Origin of the sequence: Streptomyces rubiginosohelvolus (assembly GCF_014649875.1) — a bacterium.
Classification (GTDB): Bacteria; Actinomycetota; Actinomycetes; order Streptomycetales; family Streptomycetaceae; genus Streptomyces; species Streptomyces rubiginosohelvolus.
This window is the reverse complement of sequence record NZ_BMTW01000016.1, coordinates 83,772-103,188: the sequence shown is the minus strand read 5'-3', so window position 1 is coordinate 103,188 and position 19,417 is coordinate 83,772. Positions and strand designations below refer to the sequence as shown.

General features: G+C 72.3%; 19 protein-coding genes. 9 read left to right on the top strand and 10 right to left on the bottom strand.

The annotated features are described in order from the left end of the window. Positions 1-46: 46 nt before the first annotated feature. Complete coding sequence (locus tag IE134_RS28050; protein ID WP_030715660.1) at positions 47-1,672, top strand: ABC transporter permease; 1,626 nt, start codon at positions 47-49, stop codon at positions 1,670-1,672. Between the two features lie 5 nt (positions 1,673-1,677). Next, complete coding sequence (locus IE134_RS28045; RefSeq protein ID WP_098017240.1) at positions 1,678-2,718, top strand: ABC transporter ATP-binding protein; 1,041 nt, start codon at positions 1,678-1,680, stop codon at positions 2,716-2,718. Here the strand turns inward: IE134_RS28045 and IE134_RS28040 are convergent. Further along, entirely contained in the window at positions 2,707-3,375 is a 669-nt protein-coding gene (locus IE134_RS28040) for a response regulator (RefSeq protein ID WP_098017241.1), read from the bottom strand. The genes IE134_RS28045 and IE134_RS28040 overlap by 12 nt on opposite strands. After that, complete coding sequence (locus IE134_RS28035; RefSeq protein ID WP_098017242.1) at positions 3,369-4,628, bottom strand: sensor histidine kinase; 1,260 nt, start codon at positions 4,626-4,628, stop codon at positions 3,369-3,371. The genes IE134_RS28040 and IE134_RS28035 overlap by 7 nt, the downstream gene beginning before the upstream one ends. Positions 4,629-4,770: 142 nt before the next feature. Between IE134_RS28035 and IE134_RS28030 the strand changes: the two genes are divergently transcribed. The 3 genes from IE134_RS28030 (at position 4,771) to IE134_RS28020 (ending at position 7,743) form a co-directional block, all read left to right on the top strand. Beyond that, positions 4,771-5,997, top strand: coding sequence for a hypothetical protein (locus IE134_RS28030; RefSeq protein ID WP_189432080.1), 1,227 nt, complete (start codon positions 4,771-4,773; stop codon positions 5,995-5,997). After that, positions 5,994-7,154 (top strand): glycosyltransferase family 4 protein, encoded by a 1,161-nt coding sequence (locus IE134_RS28025; RefSeq protein ID WP_098017244.1) that lies wholly within the window; start codon positions 5,994-5,996, stop codon positions 7,152-7,154. The genes IE134_RS28030 and IE134_RS28025 overlap by 4 nt, the downstream gene beginning before the upstream one ends. Before the next feature lie 133 nt (positions 7,155-7,287). Beyond that, positions 7,288-7,743, top strand: a complete 456-nt coding sequence (locus IE134_RS28020; RefSeq protein ID WP_030715674.1) for an SRPBCC family protein — start codon at positions 7,288-7,290, stop codon at positions 7,741-7,743. 1 nt (position 7,744) lies between these two features. Here IE134_RS28020 and IE134_RS28015 read toward each other — a convergent pair whose 3' ends face one another. From IE134_RS28015 to IE134_RS28000, 4 genes are all read right to left on the bottom strand, one after another. Next, positions 7,745-8,902 (bottom strand): hypothetical protein, encoded by a 1,158-nt coding sequence (locus IE134_RS28015; protein WP_030715677.1) that lies wholly within the window; start codon positions 8,900-8,902, stop codon positions 7,745-7,747. Then, a complete protein-coding gene (locus tag IE134_RS28010; protein ID WP_030715687.1) occupies positions 8,884-9,621 on the bottom strand; it encodes an ABC transporter ATP-binding protein in 738 nt (245 codons plus the stop codon). Before IE134_RS28010 ends, IE134_RS28015 begins: the two co-directional genes overlap by 19 nt. A 215-nt stretch (positions 9,622-9,836) precedes the next feature. Continuing rightward, positions 9,837-11,216 carry an aspartate aminotransferase family protein gene (locus tag IE134_RS28005; RefSeq protein WP_030715690.1) on the bottom strand — a complete coding sequence of 460 codons (1,380 nt, stop codon included), beginning with the start codon at positions 11,214-11,216 and terminating at the stop codon, positions 9,837-9,839. Beyond that, the gene (locus tag IE134_RS28000) at positions 11,201-11,692 is read right to left on the bottom strand and encodes an Lrp/AsnC family transcriptional regulator (protein WP_006127933.1); all 492 of its coding nucleotides are present in this window, start codon (positions 11,690-11,692) and stop codon (positions 11,201-11,203) included. The genes IE134_RS28005 and IE134_RS28000 overlap by 16 nt, the downstream gene beginning before the upstream one ends. Before the next feature lie 177 nt (positions 11,693-11,869). Here IE134_RS28000 and IE134_RS27995 point away from each other — a divergent pair, with 177 nt between their 5' ends. The 3 genes from IE134_RS27995 (at position 11,870) to IE134_RS27985 (ending at position 15,248) form a co-directional block, all read left to right on the top strand. Further along, a complete protein-coding gene (locus IE134_RS27995) occupies positions 11,870-13,309 on the top strand; it encodes a gamma-aminobutyraldehyde dehydrogenase (protein ID WP_030715693.1) in 1,440 nt (479 codons plus the stop codon). Between the two features lie 175 nt (positions 13,310-13,484). After that, positions 13,485-14,648, top strand: a complete 1,164-nt coding sequence (locus tag IE134_RS27990) for a polyamine ABC transporter substrate-binding protein (RefSeq protein WP_098017245.1) — start codon at positions 13,485-13,487, stop codon at positions 14,646-14,648. Positions 14,649-14,702: 54 nt separating this feature from the next. After that, positions 14,703-15,248, top strand: a complete 546-nt coding sequence (locus tag IE134_RS27985; RefSeq protein WP_030715698.1) for a hypothetical protein — start codon at positions 14,703-14,705, stop codon at positions 15,246-15,248. 3 nt (positions 15,249-15,251) lie between these two features. On the opposite strand, the gene IE134_RS27980 is transcribed toward IE134_RS27985, so the two are convergent. The 3 genes from IE134_RS27980 to IE134_RS27970 all read right to left on the bottom strand — a co-directional run bounded on the left by IE134_RS27980 (position 15,252) and on the right by IE134_RS27970 (position 17,912). After that, complete coding sequence (locus tag IE134_RS27980) at positions 15,252-16,049, bottom strand: SAM-dependent methyltransferase (protein ID WP_030715700.1); 798 nt, start codon at positions 16,047-16,049, stop codon at positions 15,252-15,254. Positions 16,050-16,141: 92 nt separating this feature from the next. Then, positions 16,142-16,855, bottom strand: coding sequence for a glycerophosphodiester phosphodiesterase (locus tag IE134_RS27975; protein ID WP_098017246.1), 714 nt, complete (start codon positions 16,853-16,855; stop codon positions 16,142-16,144). A gap of 22 nt (positions 16,856-16,877) precedes the next feature. Beyond that, complete coding sequence (locus IE134_RS27970; RefSeq protein WP_032789212.1) at positions 16,878-17,912, bottom strand: adenosine deaminase; 1,035 nt, start codon at positions 17,910-17,912, stop codon at positions 16,878-16,880. A 121-nt stretch (positions 17,913-18,033) separates the two neighbouring features. On the opposite strand from IE134_RS27970, the gene IE134_RS27965 reads away from it, so the two are divergent. Further along, positions 18,034-18,750, top strand: coding sequence for a DUF4190 domain-containing protein (locus tag IE134_RS27965; protein WP_097984326.1), 717 nt, complete (start codon positions 18,034-18,036; stop codon positions 18,748-18,750). Positions 18,751-18,835: 85 nt separating this feature from the next. On the opposite strand, the gene ybiA is transcribed toward IE134_RS27965, so the two are convergent. Then, a complete protein-coding gene (gene ybiA / locus IE134_RS27960) occupies positions 18,836-19,393 on the bottom strand; it encodes a riboflavin biosynthesis intermediates N-glycosidase (RefSeq protein WP_030715707.1) in 558 nt (185 codons plus the stop codon). Between the last annotated feature and the right edge of the window lie 24 nt (positions 19,394-19,417).

Below are 19,417 nucleotides of genomic sequence, written 5' to 3'. Positions count from 1 at the left end.
CGGGCGGCGGTCCGGGCGGCGCGGAGCCGCGGTGCGGCTCGGCCTGATGGCCGTGCCCGTCGCGTTCTTCGCGCTGTTCTTCGCCTATCCCGTGACCGCCATCGTCGGCCGCGGGCTCAAGGCGGAGGGCGCCTGGCAGTTCGGGCGGATCGGCGAGGTGCTGAGCCGCGCGGACATCCTCGACGTCCTCTGGTTCACCACCTGGCAGGCCCTCGCCTCGACCGCGCTCACCCTGCTGATCGCCCTGCCCGGGGCGTACGTCTTCGCCCGCTTCGACTTCCCGGGCAAACAGGTGCTGCGGGCGGTCGTCACCGTGCCGTTCGTGCTGCCCACCGTCGTCGTCGGCACCGCGTTCCTGGCGCTGCTCGGGCGCGGCGGGCTCCTCGACGAGCTGTGGGGCGTCCGGCTCGACACCACCGTGTGGGCGATCCTGCTGGCCCACGTCTTCTTCAACTACGCCGTGGTCGTCCGCACGGTGGGCGGGCTCTGGTCCCAGCTCGACCCGCGCCAGGAGGAGGCCGCCCGGGTGCTGGGGGCCGGACGGTTCGCCGCGTTCCGCCGGGTGACACTGCCCGCGCTCGCCCCGGCCGTGGCCGCCGCCGCGCTGATGGTCTTCCTCTTCACGTTCACCTCCTTCGGCGTCGTGCAGATCCTCGGCGGACCGGCGTACTCCACCCTGGAGGTGGAGATCTACCGGCAGACCGCGCAACTGCTGGACCTGCCGACCGCCGCTGTGCTGACCCTGGTGCAGTTCGCCGCGGTCGGCGGAATCCTCGCCGTGCACGCCGCGACCGTACGCCGCCGGGAACGGGCGCTGAAGCTGGTCGACCCGGCGCAGACCTCGCGGAGGCCGCGTGGCGCGGGACAGTGGGCGTTGCTCGGCGGCGTTCTGCTCACCGCGCTGCTGCTGATCCTGCTGCCGCTCGGTGTGCTGGTGGAGCGATCCCTCGACGGAGCAGACGGGCCCGGCGGTTACGGCTTCGGCTACTACGAGGCCCTCCAGTCGGTCGGGGCGGGCGGCTCCTCCACGTTCCTGGTGCCCCCGCTGGAGGCCGTCGGCAACTCCCTGCGGTACGCGCTCGTCGCGACGCTCATCGCCCTCGTCATCGGCGGGCTCGCGGCGGCGGCCCTGACCCGGCGGGCCGGGCGGCTGGTCCGCGGCTTCGACGCCCTGCTGATGCTGCCGCTCGGGGTGTCCGCCGTGACCGTCGGCTTCGGCTTCCTGATCACCCTGGACAAGCCGCCGCTCGACCTGCGGACCTCCTGGATCCTGGTCCCGCTGGCCCAGGCGCTGGTCGGCGTCCCCTTCGTCGTACGGACCATGCTGCCCGTCCTGCGGGCCGTCGACGACCGGCTGCGGGAGGCCGCCGCCGTGCTCGGGGCATCACCGCTGCGGGCCTGGCGGGAGGTCGACCTGCCGCTGGTGCGACGGGCGGTGCTGGTCGCGGCGGGCTTCGCCTTCGCCGTCTCCCTCGGGGAGTTCGGCGCGACGGTCTTCATCGCGCGGCCCGACAACCCGACCCTGCCGGTCGCCGTGGCCCGGCTGCTGGGCCGGTCGGGGGAGCTCAACTACGGGCAGGCGATGGCCCTGAGCACGATTCTGATGCTGGTGTGCGCGGTGTCGCTGCTGCTCCTGGAGCGCATCCGCACCGACCGATCCGGGGAGTTCTGAACGACATGCTGAGCTTGCGGGAAGCCACCGTACGGTTCGGGGAGCGGGCCGCGCTCGACGCCGTGGACCTGGAGGTCGCCGACCACCGGATCGTCTGTGTCCTGGGGCCCAGCGGCAGCGGCAAGTCCACCCTGCTCCGGGCCGTCGCCGGGCTCCAGCCCATGGACGGCGGCCGGGTGCTGCTGGCCGGACAGGACCAGGCGGGCGTCCCGGTGCACCGGCGCGGGCTCGGCCTGATGTTCCAGGACCACCAGCTCTTCCCGCACCGGGACGTCGGCTCCAACGTCGCCTTCGGGCTGCGCATGCACGGCGTCGGACGGGCCGGGACGAACGCCCGGGTCCGCGAACTCCTGGAGCTGGTCGGTCTGCCGGGCGCGGAACGCCGGGCCGTCGCCGCGCTCTCCGGCGGCGAACAGCAGCGCGTCGCCCTGGCCCGCGCGCTCGCCCCGCGCCCGAAGCTGCTGATGCTCGACGAGCCCCTCGGCCAGCTCGACCGGAGCCTGCGTGAACGGCTCGTCGTGGAACTCCGCACGCTCTTCCAGGAGTTGGGGACGACCGTGCTGGCCGTCACGCACGACCAGGGCGAGGCGTTCGCGCTCGCCGACCGGGTCGTCGTGATGCGGGACGGCCGGATCGCGCAGGAGGGCACTCCGCTGGACGTCTGGCAGCGCCCCGCCTCCGCGTTCGTCGCCCGGTTCCTCGGCTTCGACAACGTCACCCCCGCCACGGTCACCGGACAGGCCGCCGCCACCGCCTGGGGCAAGGTCCCGGTGCCCGAGGGCTCCCCGCAGGGCGAGGTCGATCTGCTGGTCCGGCCCGCCGGAGTCCGGATCGGCGCTCCCGAGGACGGCCTGCGATGCACGGTCGGCGTCCGCACCTTCCGGGGGAACCACGTGACCGTACGGCTGCTGCCCGAGAACGCGCCGGTGCTGGAGGCCGAATGCGCCCTGCGGGACACTCCGGACGAGGGCGCGGCCGTGGGCGTCCGCTTCGACGCGGCGGAGACGGTGGTGCTGGCAGGGGCCGGGGTGCCTTCAGGGGCCTGAGTTCCCCGCCACCACCAGACCCAGTTCGTACGCCAGGATCACCGCCTGCGCCCGGTCCCGCAGCCCCATCTTCGCGAACAGCCGGTTGATGTGGGTCTTCACCGTGTGGTCGGTGATGGTCAGCCGGTCGGCGATGTCCGCGTTGGACAGACCCCGGGCGATGAGGACGAGGACCTCGGCCTCGCGTGCGGTCAGCCCGTCGATCGAGCGCTTCGGCGGAGCGCTGACCCGCTGCCGCGCGAACTCCGCGATGAGCCGCCCGGTGATCTCGGGGGCCAGCAGGGCGTGGCCGCCCGCCACCACCCGTACCGCGTGCAGCAGTTCGGGAAAGGTCGCGTCCTTCAGGAGGAAGCCGCTGGCTCCGGCGGTGAGAGCGTCGTACACGTACTCGTCCAGGCCGAACGTCGTCAGCATCAGCGCCCTGGTCGCCCCGTGCGACGCCGCGACGATCTCGCGCGCCGCGTCGATACCGCCGAGGCGGGGCATCCGGATGTCCAACAGGGCCACATCGGGCCGCAGTTCGGCCGCGCCGAGCACGGCCTGTTCGCCGTCCTCCGCCTCCCCGACCACCTCGATGTCGTCCTGCGTGTTCAGCAGGCCGGAGAAAGCCGTCCGGACGACGGCCTGGTCGTCGGCCACCAGCACCCGGATCACCACGGCAGCTCCGCCTCCACGAGAAAGCCGCCGCCCGGACCCCGGCCGGTGGTGAGCGCCCCGCCGAGCAGGGAGGCCCGTTCGGCCATGCCCACCAGCCCGTGCCCCGCCCGCCCGGTGGAGCCGGACGGATCGGGGCCCGGCCCGTCATCGCTCACGCGGACCGACAACAGGCGCGGCCCGTAGTGCAGTTCTACGACCGAATGCGCACCCGGGGCGTGCCGTCGGGTGTTCGTCAGGGCTTCCTGGACGATGCGGTACGCCGACAGTTCCCAGGACGAGGGCAGCGGGACCTGCTCACCGCTGATCCGCAGCTCGGCAGTGCCGCCCACCGTCCGGTGCTGGCCGAGGAGTTCGTCGAGACCGGCCAGCGAGGGCTGCGGGGCGGTGAGCGGGGCCCGTGAGGTGTCGTCGCCCGTCCGCAGCACCCCGAGCAGCCGCCGCAGCTCCGCCATCGAGGAACGTGCGGTGCCCGCGATCTCCTGGAAGGCGTCCCGCGCCGGAGGCGAGAGGTCCGGAGTCGTGTACGTGGCGCTCTCGGCCCGGACCGCGATCACCGACACCGAGTGGGCGATCATGTCGTGCAACTCCCGCGCTATCGCGGCCCGTTCCGCCTCGGCCGCCTGCCGCCGCTCCATCTCCAGCAGCCGCGACTGGGCGGCCGCCCGGGTGTGCCGGGTCTCCTCGCGCGCCCGCACCGCGTCCCCCGTGCTCACCGCACCCAGGATCATCACCGTCAGCACCAGCGTCTCGGCGTACAGCCCCAGGCTGAACCGGTCGGTCCCCTGGAGCGCGGGCAGCCCGGGGGAGCCGTCCCGGGCCCACCGGTCGATGTGCACCAGGTTGACCGTCAGCGCCGCCAGCGAACCGGCCAGCACGAGGATCGCCGGGTGCTGCACCCGGTGCCGCCCCAGGGTGAAGCAGCCGATGAGGGAGCCGGCGATGGTCGCGTACGCCATGTTGCCGTCGGTCGCGAAGCTCAGCAGGGCCGCGCCCACGGTCAGGAACCCGACGGCGGGCCAGGTCGCCCGCAGCGCCAGCGAGGCCGTACAGACCACCACCCCGAACGCCGTGATCGCCGAACCCGGTACGAGGGCCAGCTCCACCACCGCGAAGAGCGTCAGCCCCGCCGCCGTCAGCCAGGCGTACGAGGGGGCCGCCGCCGCCCAGTGCCGCAGCCGTCGCCGCAGCCCACGGTCCGGCGGCGGGGCTTCGGGGGCGGCGGCCGGGCGGTCCGGCGTGATGGTGCGCGTCATACGGAGATTCTTCGTCACCGCCGGTGTCCGGCGCATCGGAGTACGGGTGGAATTCCCGGTGCCGGCTCATGCCACGGGTTGACCCCGAGGACCGGACGGTGGTGTGACGATCCGTGAACGGCCCGGTCCTAGCCTCGGATCCATGGCCACGACGACGCCCCTCCCCCCTTCCGACCAGCGCCGAAAGCCCTCGCCGCCCCCTGTCGACGCCCTCTGGTGGGCGCTGTGCGCGGCCGCCGCGCTGGTGCTCGTCGGCTGCTCCTCGCTCGGCCCGCACCGCGTCTGGGGAACGGCCGCCGGGCTCGGCTACCTGGCGGCCGCCCTGCTCGCCTCGCGCGGGCGGAGCCCCCGTACCGCAGGCGCGGTCGCCGTCACCGGGGCGGTGCTGCTGCCCCTGCTGTGGCTTCTCGCCGTGGACCGGGCGCAGTTGGAGGTGCGGGTGGTCGCACGGTCGGCCGGGCTGCTGCTCGCCGAGGGGACGCCGTACCTCCAACATCCCGTGGTGCCGGAGGACTTCAACCCGTACCTCCCGGGCATGGCCGTCTTCGGCCTGCCGGAGGCCGTGGCCGGGCCCGGTCCGCTCACCGACCCACGGCTGTGGATGGGCGCTGCGTTCCTCGGCGCGTTCGCGCTCGCCCTCCCGGCGGGGTCCCGGAGCGCACCGCTGCGGTGGATCGCCGCCTGCCCGCTGGTCGCGCTGCCGCTCGCGGTCGGGGGCGTCGATCTGCCGGTGGCCGGGCTGATGTGCCTCGGCCTCGCCCTCGCCGGGCAGGGACGAGCGGGCGCGGCCGGACTGGTGCTCGGCGCGGCTGCCGCCCTCAAGTGGACGGCCTGGCCCGCGATTCCGGTGGCCCTGGCTCTGCTGGCGGCGACCTCCCGATCGGCGGGCCGCCCGGCGGATCGCGGGGAGGGCCGCCGCCCGGCAGACCGCGCCGCCGCGCGCTGCGGGCTCGTCGCCCTGCTCACCGCCGCTGCCCTCGTCCTGCCCGCCGCGCTGCGCGACCCGGGGGCCTTCCGGGCCCATGTCGTCGACTTCCCGCTCGGGCTGACCGACGCGGTCTCGTCCGCCGCGAGCCCGCTCCCCGGCCATCTGCTGGCCACCCATGTCCCCGGCGGCCGCACGCTCGCCCTCCTGCTGCTCGGGGTGAGCGCCCTCCTCATCGCCCTCTCCCTCCTCGTCCGGCCCCCGGCGACCACGGCGAACGCGGCGGCGAGGCTCGCGCTCGGGCTGCTCCTGGCCATCGCGTTCATGCCCGCGAGCCGGTTCGGCTATCTGGTGCACCCGCTGGTCCTCGCGGTGTGGGCGGCGGTGCGGGAGACACCCGGCCACCCCTGGCTCCTCCGCGTACGGAAGCAGGTGTCCCGATGACCGGCCGCCGCACCCTCGTGGTCACCAACGACTTCCCGCCGCGCCAGGGCGGTATCGAGACTTTCGTCCGGGCGATGACCGACCGCTTCCCCGCGGACTCCGTCGTCGTCTACACCTCCGCCGAACCCGGGGCGACCGCCCACGACGCGGCCCTGCCCTACCCCGTGGTGCGCGATCCGGCCCGGATGCTGCTCCCCGTCCCCCGCGTCACCGCCCGCGCCGCCGAACTCGCCCGCCGCCACGGCTGCGGCAGCGTCTGGTTCGGGGCCGCCGCCCCGCTCGGACTGATGGCGGACCGGCTGCGCCGGGAGAGCGGGGTGAGGCGGGCCGTCGCCACGACGCACGGGCACGAGGTGTGGTGGGCCCGCACCCCGGGCGCCCGGGCCCTGCTGCGGCGGATCGGGGAGCGTACGGACGCGGTGACCTACCTCGGCGAGGCGACCCGTACGCCCATCGCCGCCGCGCTGGGTCCGGCCGCCGCCCGCCGCATGGTGCGGCTGGCACCGGGCGTGGACGCGGAGGCGTTCGCCGTACGGCCGGGAGCGCGCGACGGCGTACAGACTCCTGCCGGCGGTGTCCGCGAGCGGTACGGGCTCGGCGCGCGGCCGGTGATCCTGTGCGCGGCGCGACTCGTCCCGCGCAAGGGGCAGGACACCCTGATCCGCGCCCTTCCCACCGTCCTGCGCTCGGTGCCCGACGCCGTACTCCTGCTGACCGGCGACGGACCCTGCGCCCGGACCCTGCACCGGCTCGCCGCCGACACCGGGGTCGCGGACGCGGTGGTCCTCGCCGGCGGACGCCCGCACCCGGAGATGCCGGAGCACTACGCGGCCGCCGACGTCTTCGCCATGCCCTGCCGCACCCGCAGATGCGGCCTGGAGGTGGAAGGGCTCGGCATCGTCTTCCTGGAAGCGGCGGCCGCCGGGCTGCCGGTCCTCGTCGGCGCCTCGGGCGGTGCGCCGGGCACCGTACGGGACGGGGAGACCGGGTATCTGGTCGACGGACGGGACACGGCCGCCGTCGCGGACCGGCTCGTCACGCTGCTGCGGGACCGGGTGGCGGCCGCGGCGATGGGGGAGAAGGGGCGGGCCTGGGTCCGCGAGGAGTGGGGGTGGGAGAGCGCGTACGCGACCCTCGCCGGACTGCTGCGGCCCTGACCGTGAAGCCGGAGCGCGCGTGCCGTACGCCGCGACAGTGCGCCCCGGGCCCGGCAAGCTGGAGGTCCGGACCGCGTAGCCGTACGCCGTACGGCACCGACAGTGACAGTGACAGTGACAAGGACCGTGAACCATGACCGGTGGCACCCGCGAGGGCATCGACCTCACCCGCGTCCTCGAGGCCCCGCAGCAGCGGGTCTTCGCCGCCTGGACGTCACCGGAGGACTTCGCCGCCTGGTACGGGGGCGAGGCGGACGTCCCCCTGGACCGGGTGGCGATGGACGTACGGCCCGGGGGCTCGTGGAGTCTGGTCATCGTGATGCCGGGCGTCGAGATGCCCTTCCACGGGGTCTACCGTGAGGTCAGCGAACCCGACGGGCTGGTCTTCACGCTGAAGGACGGCTCCGCCCCCGAGGACGCCGAGGGCGAGATGGTGACCGTCACCTTCAGCGACCTCGGGGGCGGCCGGACCGAACTGGCCTTCCAGCAGCGCGGCGGGAACCTCACCCCCGAGCAGTACGCGGCGGCCGAGGACGGCTGGGAGGCTTTCTTCGACGCACTCGCGGACCGCCTCGCCACCCACCCCTGACCTACGCCAGCGGAAGCGCCGCGAGCTGCGCGATCACCCAGGTCAGCGGGGCGAACAGGGCCAGCAGCGCGCCCGCCCGCAGCAGCGTCGCCCGGCGCAGCGTGGCCGCCGGAGCGCCCATCCTGAGGAGCGCCTCGGCCGTATGGGCCCGGGCGTGCTTGGCCTCCAGCGCCGAGGTCAGCAGCGTCGCCGTCGTACAGCCGAGGACCAGCACCGCGCCGAGAGCGGTGAGCGGACCGTACGGGCGGTCGTCGCCCCCGTACAGCGCCGAAGCGGCGACCGCGGCGGACACCACCGCGCAGACGATGCCGAGCGGGCGGCCGATGCGGCGCGCCTCGTCCATCAGGACCCGGCCCGCCAGCAGCCGTACGGCCCCCGGGCGCACCGCCTGAAGCGCCCGGCCGCACAGATACGTCAGGCTCGGCCCGGCCATCGCCAGGCCGACCGCGGTCAGCGTCCACCCGACCAGCACCGCCACCGGGGTGGAGTCGTACCGTCCGGGCAGGGGGAACGCGTTCCCCGCCGCACCCCGGGAGGCGATCGCCTCGACCGCGAGTCCGGCCGCCGTCAGCGCCACGCCCCAGGGGAGACCGGCCGGGGCCGGCGCGGGCTCCGGCAGCTCCTCGGAGCCGAAGGTGTCCCGCGCCGGGTCGGGCCGCGACCGCAGGGCCAGCGCGCTCGCCGTCGACGCGGCCACCGGCACGAGCGCCAGCAGCATCAGGGCGGCGGCCAGCGGCAGCGGAGTGCCCGCGCCGAGGAACTCCGCCGCGCCCCCGTCGAACGGCATCCCGGTCAGATCGCCGCGCAGATGCAGGAAGAAGAGCAGCGCCACCATCGAGCCGAGCGTGGTCGATACGGCCGTGGAGACCGCGGCCAGCGCCGACAGCCGGACAGGGCCGAGGCCCAGCGAGGAGAGGCCGGGACGGGGCCGGGTGCTCGGGTCGGTCCGGGCCACCGCCACGGCGAACTGCACGGTGGCGGCCAGCGGGACGAAGCACCACAGCAGCCGCAGCACCGAACCGGCGGACGCGGGGTGCGCGGCGGCGTACCCGAGGGCGCAGAGGAGAAGGAATCCGACACCGGCCGACGCGGCGGCCACCAGCAGCCGCCGGACCAGGACGAGGGGATGGGAGCCGCGGGCTAGACGGAGAGCGAGCACGCCGCGCGGCCCTCCGCTTCCGGTTTCGAAGGCAGGGTGACGGTGGCGACGCAGCGGCCGTCCAGCATGGGCACGGTCCGGTCGGCGAGCGCCGCGACCTCCGCGTCATGGGTGGCCAGCACGACGGTGATGCCGTGCGAGCGGGCCGCCGTGGTGAAGGTGCGCAGCACCTGGGCGCGGTCCGCGCGGTGCAGGGTCGCGGTGGGCTCGTCCGCGAAGATCACGGTCGGTGCGCCGCACAGGGCGCGGGCCACGGAGATCCGCTGGCGCTGCGCCTGGAGCAGGGCGTGCGGCCGCTTCTTGGCGAACGCGGCGATGTCGAGGCGCTCCAGCCACTCGGTGGCGGACTTCCTGGCGGCCCGGTGCGAGACGCCGCGCAGCAGCAGGGGCAGCGCGGTGTTCTCCCAGACGGTCAGCTCCGGGACCAGCTCGGGATCGGCGGAGATCCAGCCGAAGCGCTCCCGGCGCAGCTGTTCGCGGACCCGGGGGGCCATGGTGTGGACCGGGACACTGTTGAACCAGACCTCGCCCTCCTGGGGCACGAGCCGGCCAGAGAGGCAGTGCAGCAGCGTCGTCTTCCCGCTGCCGCGCGGGCCGGTCACGGCGAGGATCTCCGCGTCCCGGACGCCGATGGAGACACCGCCGAGACCGGGCGATCCGTTGTGGGAGTGGTGCAGTGAACGCGCCCAGATCACGTCGTTGTCCGGCGGGGCCACCATGGCGTACACCTCGGTTCAGGTCGGATTTCCCGTCCCCCGTACGGGGGAACGAAGACGCGGCCGATCGGTCACTGGGCACCGTAGATAGTCGGACCGGTCCGGGAGCACGGAACGCGGCCCGGATACGCCCCTTCTCACTCGAAGGGGCGTATCCGGGCCGCGTGGACCGATGAAATGACCGCTGGGCGGCTATCGGCCGGGGGACCTGGTGGCGGTCAGAGCTTCGTCCACGCCTCCGTGAGGACGGCCCGCAGGATGCCCTCGATCTCGTCGAACGTGGACTGGTCGGAGATCAGCGGCGGGGCGAGCTGGATGACCGGGTCGCCTCGGTCGTCGGCCCGGCAGTAGAGGCCGTTCTCGAACAGCGCCTTGGAGAGGAAGCCGTACAGGACGCGCTCGGTCTCCTCGTCGGTGAACGTCTCCTTGGTCGCCTTGTCCTTCACCAGCTCGATGCCGTAGAAGTACCCGTTGCCGCGGACGTCGCCGACGATCGGCAGGTCGTGCAGCTTCTGGAGCGTGGTCAGGAAGGCGTTCTCGTTGTCGAGGACGTGCTGGTTGAGGTTCTCGCGCTCGAAGATGTCGAGGTTGGCGAGGCCCACGGCCGCGGAGACCGGGTGGCCGCCGAAGGTGTAGCCGTGCAGGAAGGTGTTGCCGCCCTGGTAGAACGGCTCCGCGATCCGGTCCGAGACGATGCAGGCGCCGATCGGGGAGTAACCCGAGGTCATGCCCTTCGCGCAGGTGATCATGTCCGGTACGTAGCCGAACTTGTCGCAGGCGAAGATCGTGCCGAGCCGGCCGAAGGCGCAGATGACCTCGTCGGAGACGAGCAGCACGTCGTACTTGTCGCAGATCTCGCGGACCCGCTGGAAATAGCCGGGCGGGGGCGGGAAGCAGCCGCCCGCGTTCTGCACGGGCTCCAGGAAGACGGCCGCGACGGTCTCGGGGCCCTCGAAGAGGATCTCCTGCTCGATCTGGTCGGCGGCCCAGCGGCCGAAGGCCTCCGGGTCGTCGCCGAAGAGCGGGGCGCGGTAGATGTTGGTGTTCGGCACCTTGTGCGCGCCGGGGACCAGCGGCTCGAAGGGGGCCTTCAGGGCCGGGAGGCCGGTGATGGACAGCGCGCCCTGCGGGGTGCCGTGGTAGGCGACGGCACGCGAGATGACCTTGTACTTGGTCGGCTGGCCCTTGAGCTTGAAGTACTGCTTGGCCAGCTTCCAGGCGGTCTCGACGGCCTCGCCGCCACCGGTGGTGAAGAAGACCTTGTTGAGGTCGCCCGGGGCGTAGTCGGCGAGCCGCTCGGCCAGCTCGACGGCCTTCGGGTGGGCGTAGGACCACACCGGGAAGAAGGCGAGCTCCTGGCCCTGCTTGTACGCCGTCTCGGCGAGCTCGTGACGACCGTGACCGGCGTTGACCACGAACAGGCCCGAGAGGCCGTCCAGGTAGCGCTTGCCCTTGTCGTCGAAGATGTACGTTCCCTCGCCACGCACGATGGTGGGAACGGGCGCGTTCTCGTAGTCCGACATGCGGGTGAAGTGCATCCACAGGTGGTCGTACGCGGTTCGGCTGAGGTCCTTGCTCACGGCTATCGGGTTCCCCACATATAGGTCTGCTTCTTGAGCTTCAGGTAGACGAAGCTCTCGGTGGAGCGCACGCCGGGAAGGGTCCGGATGCGTTTGTTGATCGTCTCCAGCAGGTGGTCGTCGTCCTCGCAGACGATCTCCACCATCAGGTCGAAGGAGCCCGCGGTCATGACCACGTACTCGCACTCGGCCATGGCCGACAGGGCTTCGGCCACCGGATCGAGGTCGCCCTCGACATTGATGCCGACCATCGCCTGGCGCCGGAATCCCACGGTGAGCGGGTCCGTGACGGCGACGATCTGCATCACGCCCTGGTCGAGCAGCTTCTGGACGCGCTGGCGCACAGCCGCTTCGGAGAGGCCCACGGCCTTGCCGATCGCGGCGTACGGACGCCGTCCGTCCTCCTGGAGCTGCTCGATGATTGCGAGGGAGACGGCATCGACCGCCGACGGTGATCCGTTCCCTGTCCTGGAGTCTGCGCTGCGACTGGCCACGCACCCACCATGCACCGCTCCTCGTCTGTCTCGCAACCCCGGAGCGATGAAATTCGTTGAGTAGGTGCTCAGAACCGACTGAATCCGAAGTTGGGGGCGGTTGGGTATGTCGAAAGCGTCGCCCAAGCGATTAGGGTGGATGTCTCACCCATCGGACAGCCGACAGGAGGGGTGGTTGTGACCACCGAGGTGCGCCGTCTGCGCAACTACATCAACGGAGAGTTCCGGGACGCCGCGGACGGGCGGACCATCGATGTGGTCAGCCCGGTGACGGAAGAGGTCTACGCAACCTCGCCGCTCTCGGGCCAGGCCGACGTCGATGCCGCCATGGAGGCCGCAGCGGCGGCCTTCCCCGCCTGGCGCGACACCACGCCCGCCGAGCGCCAGAAGGCCCTGCTCAAGATCGCGGACGCCTTCGAGGAGCGGGCCGAGGACCTGATCGCCGCCGAGTCGGAGAACACCGGCAAGCCGATCGGCCTCACCCGCAGCGAAGAGATCCCGCCCATGGTGGACCAGATCCGCTTCTTCGCGGGGGCCGCCCGGCTGCTGGAGGGCCGCTCGGCCGGCGAGTACATGGAGGGCCTGACCTCCATCATCCGCCGCGAGCCGGTCGGCGTCTGCGCCCAGGTCGCGCCGTGGAACTACCCGATGATGATGGCCGTATGGAAGTTCGCCCCGGCGCTCGCCGCGGGCAACACGGTCGTCATCAAGCCGTCCGACACCACCCCGGCGTCGACGGTCCTCATGGCCGAGATCATCGGGCAGATCCTGCCCAAGGGCGTCTTCAACGTCCTGTGCGGCGACCGGGACACCGGCCGCGCCATGGTCGAGCACCCGACCCCGGCGATGGCCTCCATCACCGGTTCGGTACGGGCCGGCATGCAGGTCGCCGAGTCCGCCGCCAAGGACGTCAAGCGCGTCCACCTGGAGCTCGGCGGCAAGGCGCCCGTCGTGGTCTTCGAGGACGCCGACATCGCCAAGACGGTCTCGGGCGTCTCCGAGGCGGGCTTCTTCAACGCGGGCCAGGACTGTACGGCCGCCACCCGCGTCCTGGTCCACGAGTCGATCCACGACGAGTTCGTCACCGCGCTCGCCAAGGCCGCCGCCGACACGAAGACCGGGCAGCCGGACGACGAGGACGTGGCGTACGGCCCGCTCAACAACGCCAACCAGCTGAAGCAGGTCAGCGGCTTCATCGAGCGGCTCCCCGCCCACGCCAAGGTCGAGGCGGGCGGCCGACGGGTCGGCGACAAGGGCTACTTCTACGCCCCGACCGTCGTCTCCGGCCTGAAGCAGGACGACGAGATCATCCAGAACGAGGTCTTCGGCCCCGTCATCACCGTCCAGTCCTTCACCGACGAGGACCAGGCCGTCACGTACGCCAACGGCGTCGAGTACGCACTCGCCTCCTCGGTCTGGACGCAGAACCACGCCCGCGCCATGCGCATGTCCAAGAACCTCGACTTCGGCTGCGTGTGGATCAACACCCACATCCCGCTGGTCGCCGAGATGCCGCACGGCGGGTTCAAGAAGTCCGGCTACGGCAAGGACCTCTCCGCGTACGGCTTCGAGGACTACACCCGCATCAAGCACGTCATGACGTCCATCGAGGACTGATCCGCGGACCGTCGTCGCGGTCGTACGGCCCCGGGCTCCGGCCCGGGGCCGTACGCATGTCTGCGTGTCTGGACAACGTGTGCGGGGCGGGCCCGCCCCGCTGGACGCTTGGTCCATTGTCCGCGCGAGCGCCGACCGGCATTCTGCGCGGGTGCGAGCGATCAGGAAGAACCCCATGTCCCGCCGGTCCCTGCTGCGCGCCCTCGGGGCGGGAGCGGCCGGCGCCACGCTGGCCGGCTGCGGGGTGCCCGCGGCCTTCGTCGAGCCGGGGGACCGTGCCGGACACGACAGTTCGGCCACCGACCACACCCTGCACTTCGCCAACTGGCCGCTCTACATCGACACCGACGACGAGGACGAGTCGAAGCGCCCCACCCTGGACGCCTTCTCGAAGCGCACCGGGATCTCCGTGACGTACACCGAGGAGATCAACGACAACGACGAGTTCTTCGGGAAGATCAGCCCCGCGCTGATGAACCACCAGCAGACCGGCCGGGACCTGATCGTCATCAGCGACTGGATGGCCGCCCGCTTCGTCCGGCTCGGCTGGGTCCAGGAGATGGACCGGGCGAAACAGCCCAACGTCGCCAAGTACCTCGACCCCCAACTGCGCACCCCCGCCTTCGACGAGGGGCGCCTCCACAGCGTCCCCTGGCAGTCCGGCATCACCGGCATCGCGTACAACCGCAAGAAGCTCGGCCGCGAGATCCGGTCCACGGGCGACCTGTGGGCCGACGACCTGCGCGGCCGGGTCACCCTGCTCTCCGGGCTCGACGAGTCGTTCGCGCTGCTGATGCAGGGCAACGGCGTCGACATCACCCGCTGGACGGCCGACGACTTCCACACGATGTGCGAACAGGTCGAGAAGCGGGTCCGCTCGAAGCACATCCGCCGCTTCACCGGCAACGACTACATCAAGGACCTCGCCACCGGCGACGTACTCGCCTGCCAGGCCTACTCCGGCGACGTCATCCAGCTCCAGGCCGACAACCCGGACATCGAGTTCGTCGTCCCCGAGGAGGGCGCCGAACTCTGGGCCGAGTCGCTGATGATCCCCAACCTCGCCCGCCACAAGCGCAACGCCGAACGCCTGGTGGACCACTACTACGAACCCGAGGTCGCCGCCGAACTCGCCGCCTGGGTCAACTACGTCTGCCCGGTCCCCGCCGCCCGTGACGTCCTCGCCTCCGCCAAGGACGAGGAGACGGCCGCACTCGCCGAGGATCCCCTCATCTTCCCCGACGACGCGATGCGCGAACGGCTCGCCATCGCCCGCGACATCACCTCCGAGGAACGGATGGACTTCGCCAAGAAGTGGAACGGCATCGTCGGCTTGTGAAGCGCTGGCAGGGGTGCCGTAAAGGGGCGGTAAACACGGGCGTACGCTGCGGATATGAGCGAAAGACAGGCCCTCACACGGGGGATACGCAGGTGGCTGGTCTTCTTCATCGTCTGTCTGGTGCTGAGCGGGCTCACGGCCTTCCCGCTCGTCACCGAACTCCGCTGGACGGAGGACCTGCTGAGCGCCTCCGCCTCCCCGGTCCCCGAGCACTTCCCCGGTCTGATGGAGTGGATCACCCGGGTCCGCGAAGGCCTCGACACCATCGACCGCGAGCAGCCCTTCATGCTGTACGGCACCGACTGGCTGGCCTTTGCCCACCTGGTCATCGCGGTCGCCTTCTACGGCCCCTACCGCGACCCGGTCCGCAACATCTGGGTCATCGAGTTCGGCATGATCGCCTGCGCCGGGATCATCCCGCTCGCCCTGATCTGCGGCCCGCTCCGCGGCATCCCGTTCTGGTGGAGCGTGATCGACATGTCCTTCGGGGTCTTCGGCGTCATCCCGCTGCTGATGGTCCGCCGCATGATCAAGCGGCTGGAGGTGCTGGAGCGGGCAGCGACCGCCGCGAACCCGGCGGCCGTTCCGGCGGGCGCCTGAGCCTCAGGGCTTCCGCGCCACCGCACCGAACTGCGCGACCTCCGGCTCCCGCGGGTTCGTCCGCCAGCGGGAGCAGGAGACGATCCCCGGCTCCAGGAGCTCCAGACCGTCCAGGAACGAGGCGAACTCCGCACGGCTGCGGGCGGTGATCGGCGGGGTGGCGTTCTCGTTCCAGAAGCGCATCGCCGCCTCGTTGCCCTCGCCGCCCAGCTCCAGCGTCGGGTGGGTCAGCACCAGGTGGCTGCCCGAGGGAACCGCCGCCATCAGCGTCCGCACGATGGAGCGGGCCTCGTCCGTGTCCAGCACGAAGTTCAGGATGCCGAGCATCATCACCGCGACCGGCCGGCCCAGGTCCAGGGTGGGCTGGGCGGCCCGCAGGATCTGCTCGGGGCGGTGCGCGTCCGCGTCGATGTACTCGGTCGCGCCCTCCAGCGAACTGGTCAGCAGGGCGCGGGCGTGGGCCAGCACGATCGGGTCGTTGTCGACATAGACGATGCGGGCGTGCGGCGCGGTGTGCTGGGCGATCTCATGGGTGTTGTTCCCGGTCGGCAGCCCGGTGCCGATGTCGAGGAACTGGTCGACGCCCGCGTCGCCCGCCAGATGCCGCACCGCCCGGCCGAGGAACGCCCGGTCCGCGCGGGCCACTTCACCGATACTCGGGTACATCCCGGTGACCCGGTCACCCACCGCCCGGTCCACCGGGTAGTTGTCCTTGCCGCCCAGCCAGTAGTTCCACACCCGCGCGTTGTGCGCGACGTCGGAACGTATCCGGGGGGTAGCTGTCTGCGGGCGGGGGTCCATGACGGTTGGCTCCTCGGTGACGGAGGGGGCCCGCGTGCCGCGTGGGGCGGTGCGGCGGCGGGCGGTGCGGGCCCTCCATCATGCCGGACCGATCAAGAGCCGCCGTGTCCGGGCGAGTTGGCCAGGAGTCGGTGGAGCGTGTCGATCCGGTTGGTGGTGATCGAATCGACGCCGCGCTCGATCAGCTTGCGCATCGTGCGCTTCGTGTCGGCCGTCCACGCGGAGACGAGCAGCCCGTCCCGGTGCGCCCGGTCCGTCAGCTCCCGGCTGATCAGGCCGAAGCGGTAGTTCAGCCAGCGCGGCTTCACCGCGGCCAGCAGCTCCGGGCGCGGCGGGGCCAGCGTGGTCCAGGTCAGGGCGATCTCGGCGGACGGGTCGGCGGCACGTACCCGCAGCATCGCTGCCGAGTTCGCGCAGTAGTACGCCCGCTCGCCGGCCCCGCACTCGCGGACCGTCCTCACGATCTTCTTCACCGAGGCGTCCGTGGAGCCGGGCAGGTCCACCATCACCCGGTGCGCCCCGGCGGCGAGCAGCGCGTCGCGGAGCGTGGGCACCCCGCCGCCGGTCAGCTCCTTCAGCTCCGCGTGGTCGATCCACTCCAGCCGCCGGTCGTGGCCCCACAGCCGCTCCAGCGTCGCGTCGTGCAGCAGGACCGGTACCCCGTCGCGGGTCACGCGTACGTCGATCTCGACCGCGTCCGCCCCCCGTTCGAGGGCGGAGCGGATCGAGGGCAGCGTGTTCTCACGGGCGAGGTACGGATCGCCGCGGTGGGCCACGGCGGTGACGCGGGAGACGGTGTTGGCCATGAGGCCATTGTGACGACCGGGGTCAGCTGCCGGGTGCCCGGAGCCAGTTCGCCGTGTACGTGTCGATCTCCTCGGCCAGCTTCCGCTTGCCCGCCGGGTCCAGGAACGAGGCCTCCACGGCGTTCTTCGCGAGGTCCGCGATACCGCGCTCGTCCAGCTCCAGCAGCCGGGCGGCCACCGCGTACTCGTTGTTGAGGTCGGTGCCGAACATCGGCGGGTCGTCGCTGTTGACCGTCACCAGCACCCCGGCCTGAACCATCTCCCGGATCGGGTGGCGCTCGATGTCGGTGACCGCCCGGGTGGCGATGTTCGACGTCGGGCAGACCTCCAGGGCGATCCGGTGCTCGGCCAGGTGCTCCAGCAGCTTCGGGTCCTGCACGGAGCTGGTGCCGTGCCCGATGCGCTCGGCGCGCAGCGCGGTCAGCGCGTCCCAGATGGTCTGCGGCCCGGTGGTCTCCCCGGCGTGCGGCACGGAGTGCAGGCCCTCGGCGATGGCCCGGTCGAAGTAGGGCTTGAACTGCGGGCGCTCCACCCCGATCTCCGGTCCGCCGAGGCCGAAGGAGACGAGCCCGTCGGGCCGCCGTTCCACCGCGAGCCGGGCGGTCTCCTCGGCCGCCTGGAGCCCGGCCTCGCCCGGGATGTCGAAGCACCAGCGCAGGACCACGCCCAGCTCGGCCTCGGCTGCCTTGCGCGCGTCCTCCAGGGCCTCCATGAACCCGACCTCGGGGATGTTCCGCTTGGTCGAGCTGTACGGGGTCACGGTCAGCTCGGCGTACCGGATGTTCTGCCGGGCCATGTCGCGGGCCACCTCGAAGGTGAGCAGCCGGACGTCCTCCGGGGTGCGGACCAGGTCCACCACCGACAGGTAGACCTCGATGAAGTGCGCGAAGTCGGTGAAGGTGAAGTAGTCGGCCAGCGCCTCCGGGTCCGTGGGGACCTTGGAGTCCGGGTGGCGGGCGGCCAGCTCGGCGACGATCCGGGGCGAGGCCGACCCGACGTGGTGGACATGGAGCTCGGCCTTGGGCAGCCCGGCGATGAAGGGGTGCGGATCGGTCATCGGAATTCTCCCGGTTCGGCGTGACATCGGCCGGGCGTACCGGCCGCACCGATCATCGCAGGCGGGGTCCGGGCCCGTCAGGCCTGGCCGTAGCATGACGGGACCACGATGGGGGAGGCCCATGTCAGACAACACAGAGCAGCCCGGGGGCGGGGCCGCGCCGCGCGATCCGTGGGCACCGCCGGACAGCACCAGGGTGGATCTGGGCAAGCAGGGCGCGCAGACGCCGCCGCCCGCCGCGCACACGCCGCCCGCGGTCCACGACCAGCCGACCGTGACGTCGATGCCGAGCGCCGGACCGGGGGACGGCACCGGACCGATACCCCAGGCCGGCGGCTTCGGGCCGGCGCCCTCGGACGTACCGCCGCCACCGATCGGCCCGAACGGCCCCGGCCACGCGGGCCCGCCGCCCGCCGCGCACTACGGCTACCCGGCTCCGCCCGCGCAGCCGTACGGCGGATACCCGGGCTACGGTGCCTACGGCGCCGGTCCGGCCGCCTGGGGCCCGGCGCCCAACAACGGTCTGGGCACGGCCGCGATGGTGATCGGCATCATCTCCGTGGTCGGCTTCTGCCTCTACGGCCTCAACATCATCCTCGGCATCCTCGCGCTGATCTTCGGCATCATCGGCCTCGGCCGTGCCAAGCGCGGCGAGGCCACCAACCGGGGCATGGCGCTCGCCGGTGTCATCCTCGGCTCCGTCGGCATCGTCGTCGGCGCCGCAATCCTCGGCCTGTTCATCTGGGCCGCCACGACGGCCGATGACCGGGACAGCGACTACAACGACCCCTACGACGACCCGTTCGCCACGTCGCTGGTCGTCGAGGACCGCCGCTAGCGGACCTCGCGCCGAACGCCACGACGACCGGCCGGGCAGGGAGCGATCCCCGCCCGGCCGGTCGTCGTACAGGTGCGACCCCGGGTCACCCCGTCGCGCCCGCCCGCAGCCTCTCCCGGGCCTCCATCAGCGCGAAGCCCAGCAGATTCAGCCCCCGCCACTCCTGCGGCCGCTCCGCCCGCTCGTCGTCCGCCGCGAGCCCGATGCCCCAGATCCGGTCCCGCGGGGACGCCTCCACCAGCACCCGGTCCCCGGTGCCCAGGAGATAGCCGCCCAGCTCCGGGTCCTGCCCGAACTTGTGCACGCTGCCCGCCACCACCAGGGCGAACCGCTCCCGTATCCACACGTCCTCGTCGAAGCCGCGCACCAGCCGCCCCGCCTTCTTCGCCGCGGCAGGGCTCTTCGCCGTGACCGCCGCCGCCTCGGCCTCCGGATCGCCGAAGAGCCGCGCCTTGCCCGCCATCATCCAGTGCTCGGCGCTCGCATACGTCACCCCGTCCACCGTGAAGGGCGAGGGCCACCACTGGCTCAGACAGCTCGCACCGATCCGCCCGTCGGGGCGCGGACGGTGCCCCCAGAACGGCAGATACTTCACCCGCTTGCCCCGCGCCACGTCCGCCAGAAGCTCATCGATCGGTCCCATGGCATGTGAGTGTGGCATCCGCCA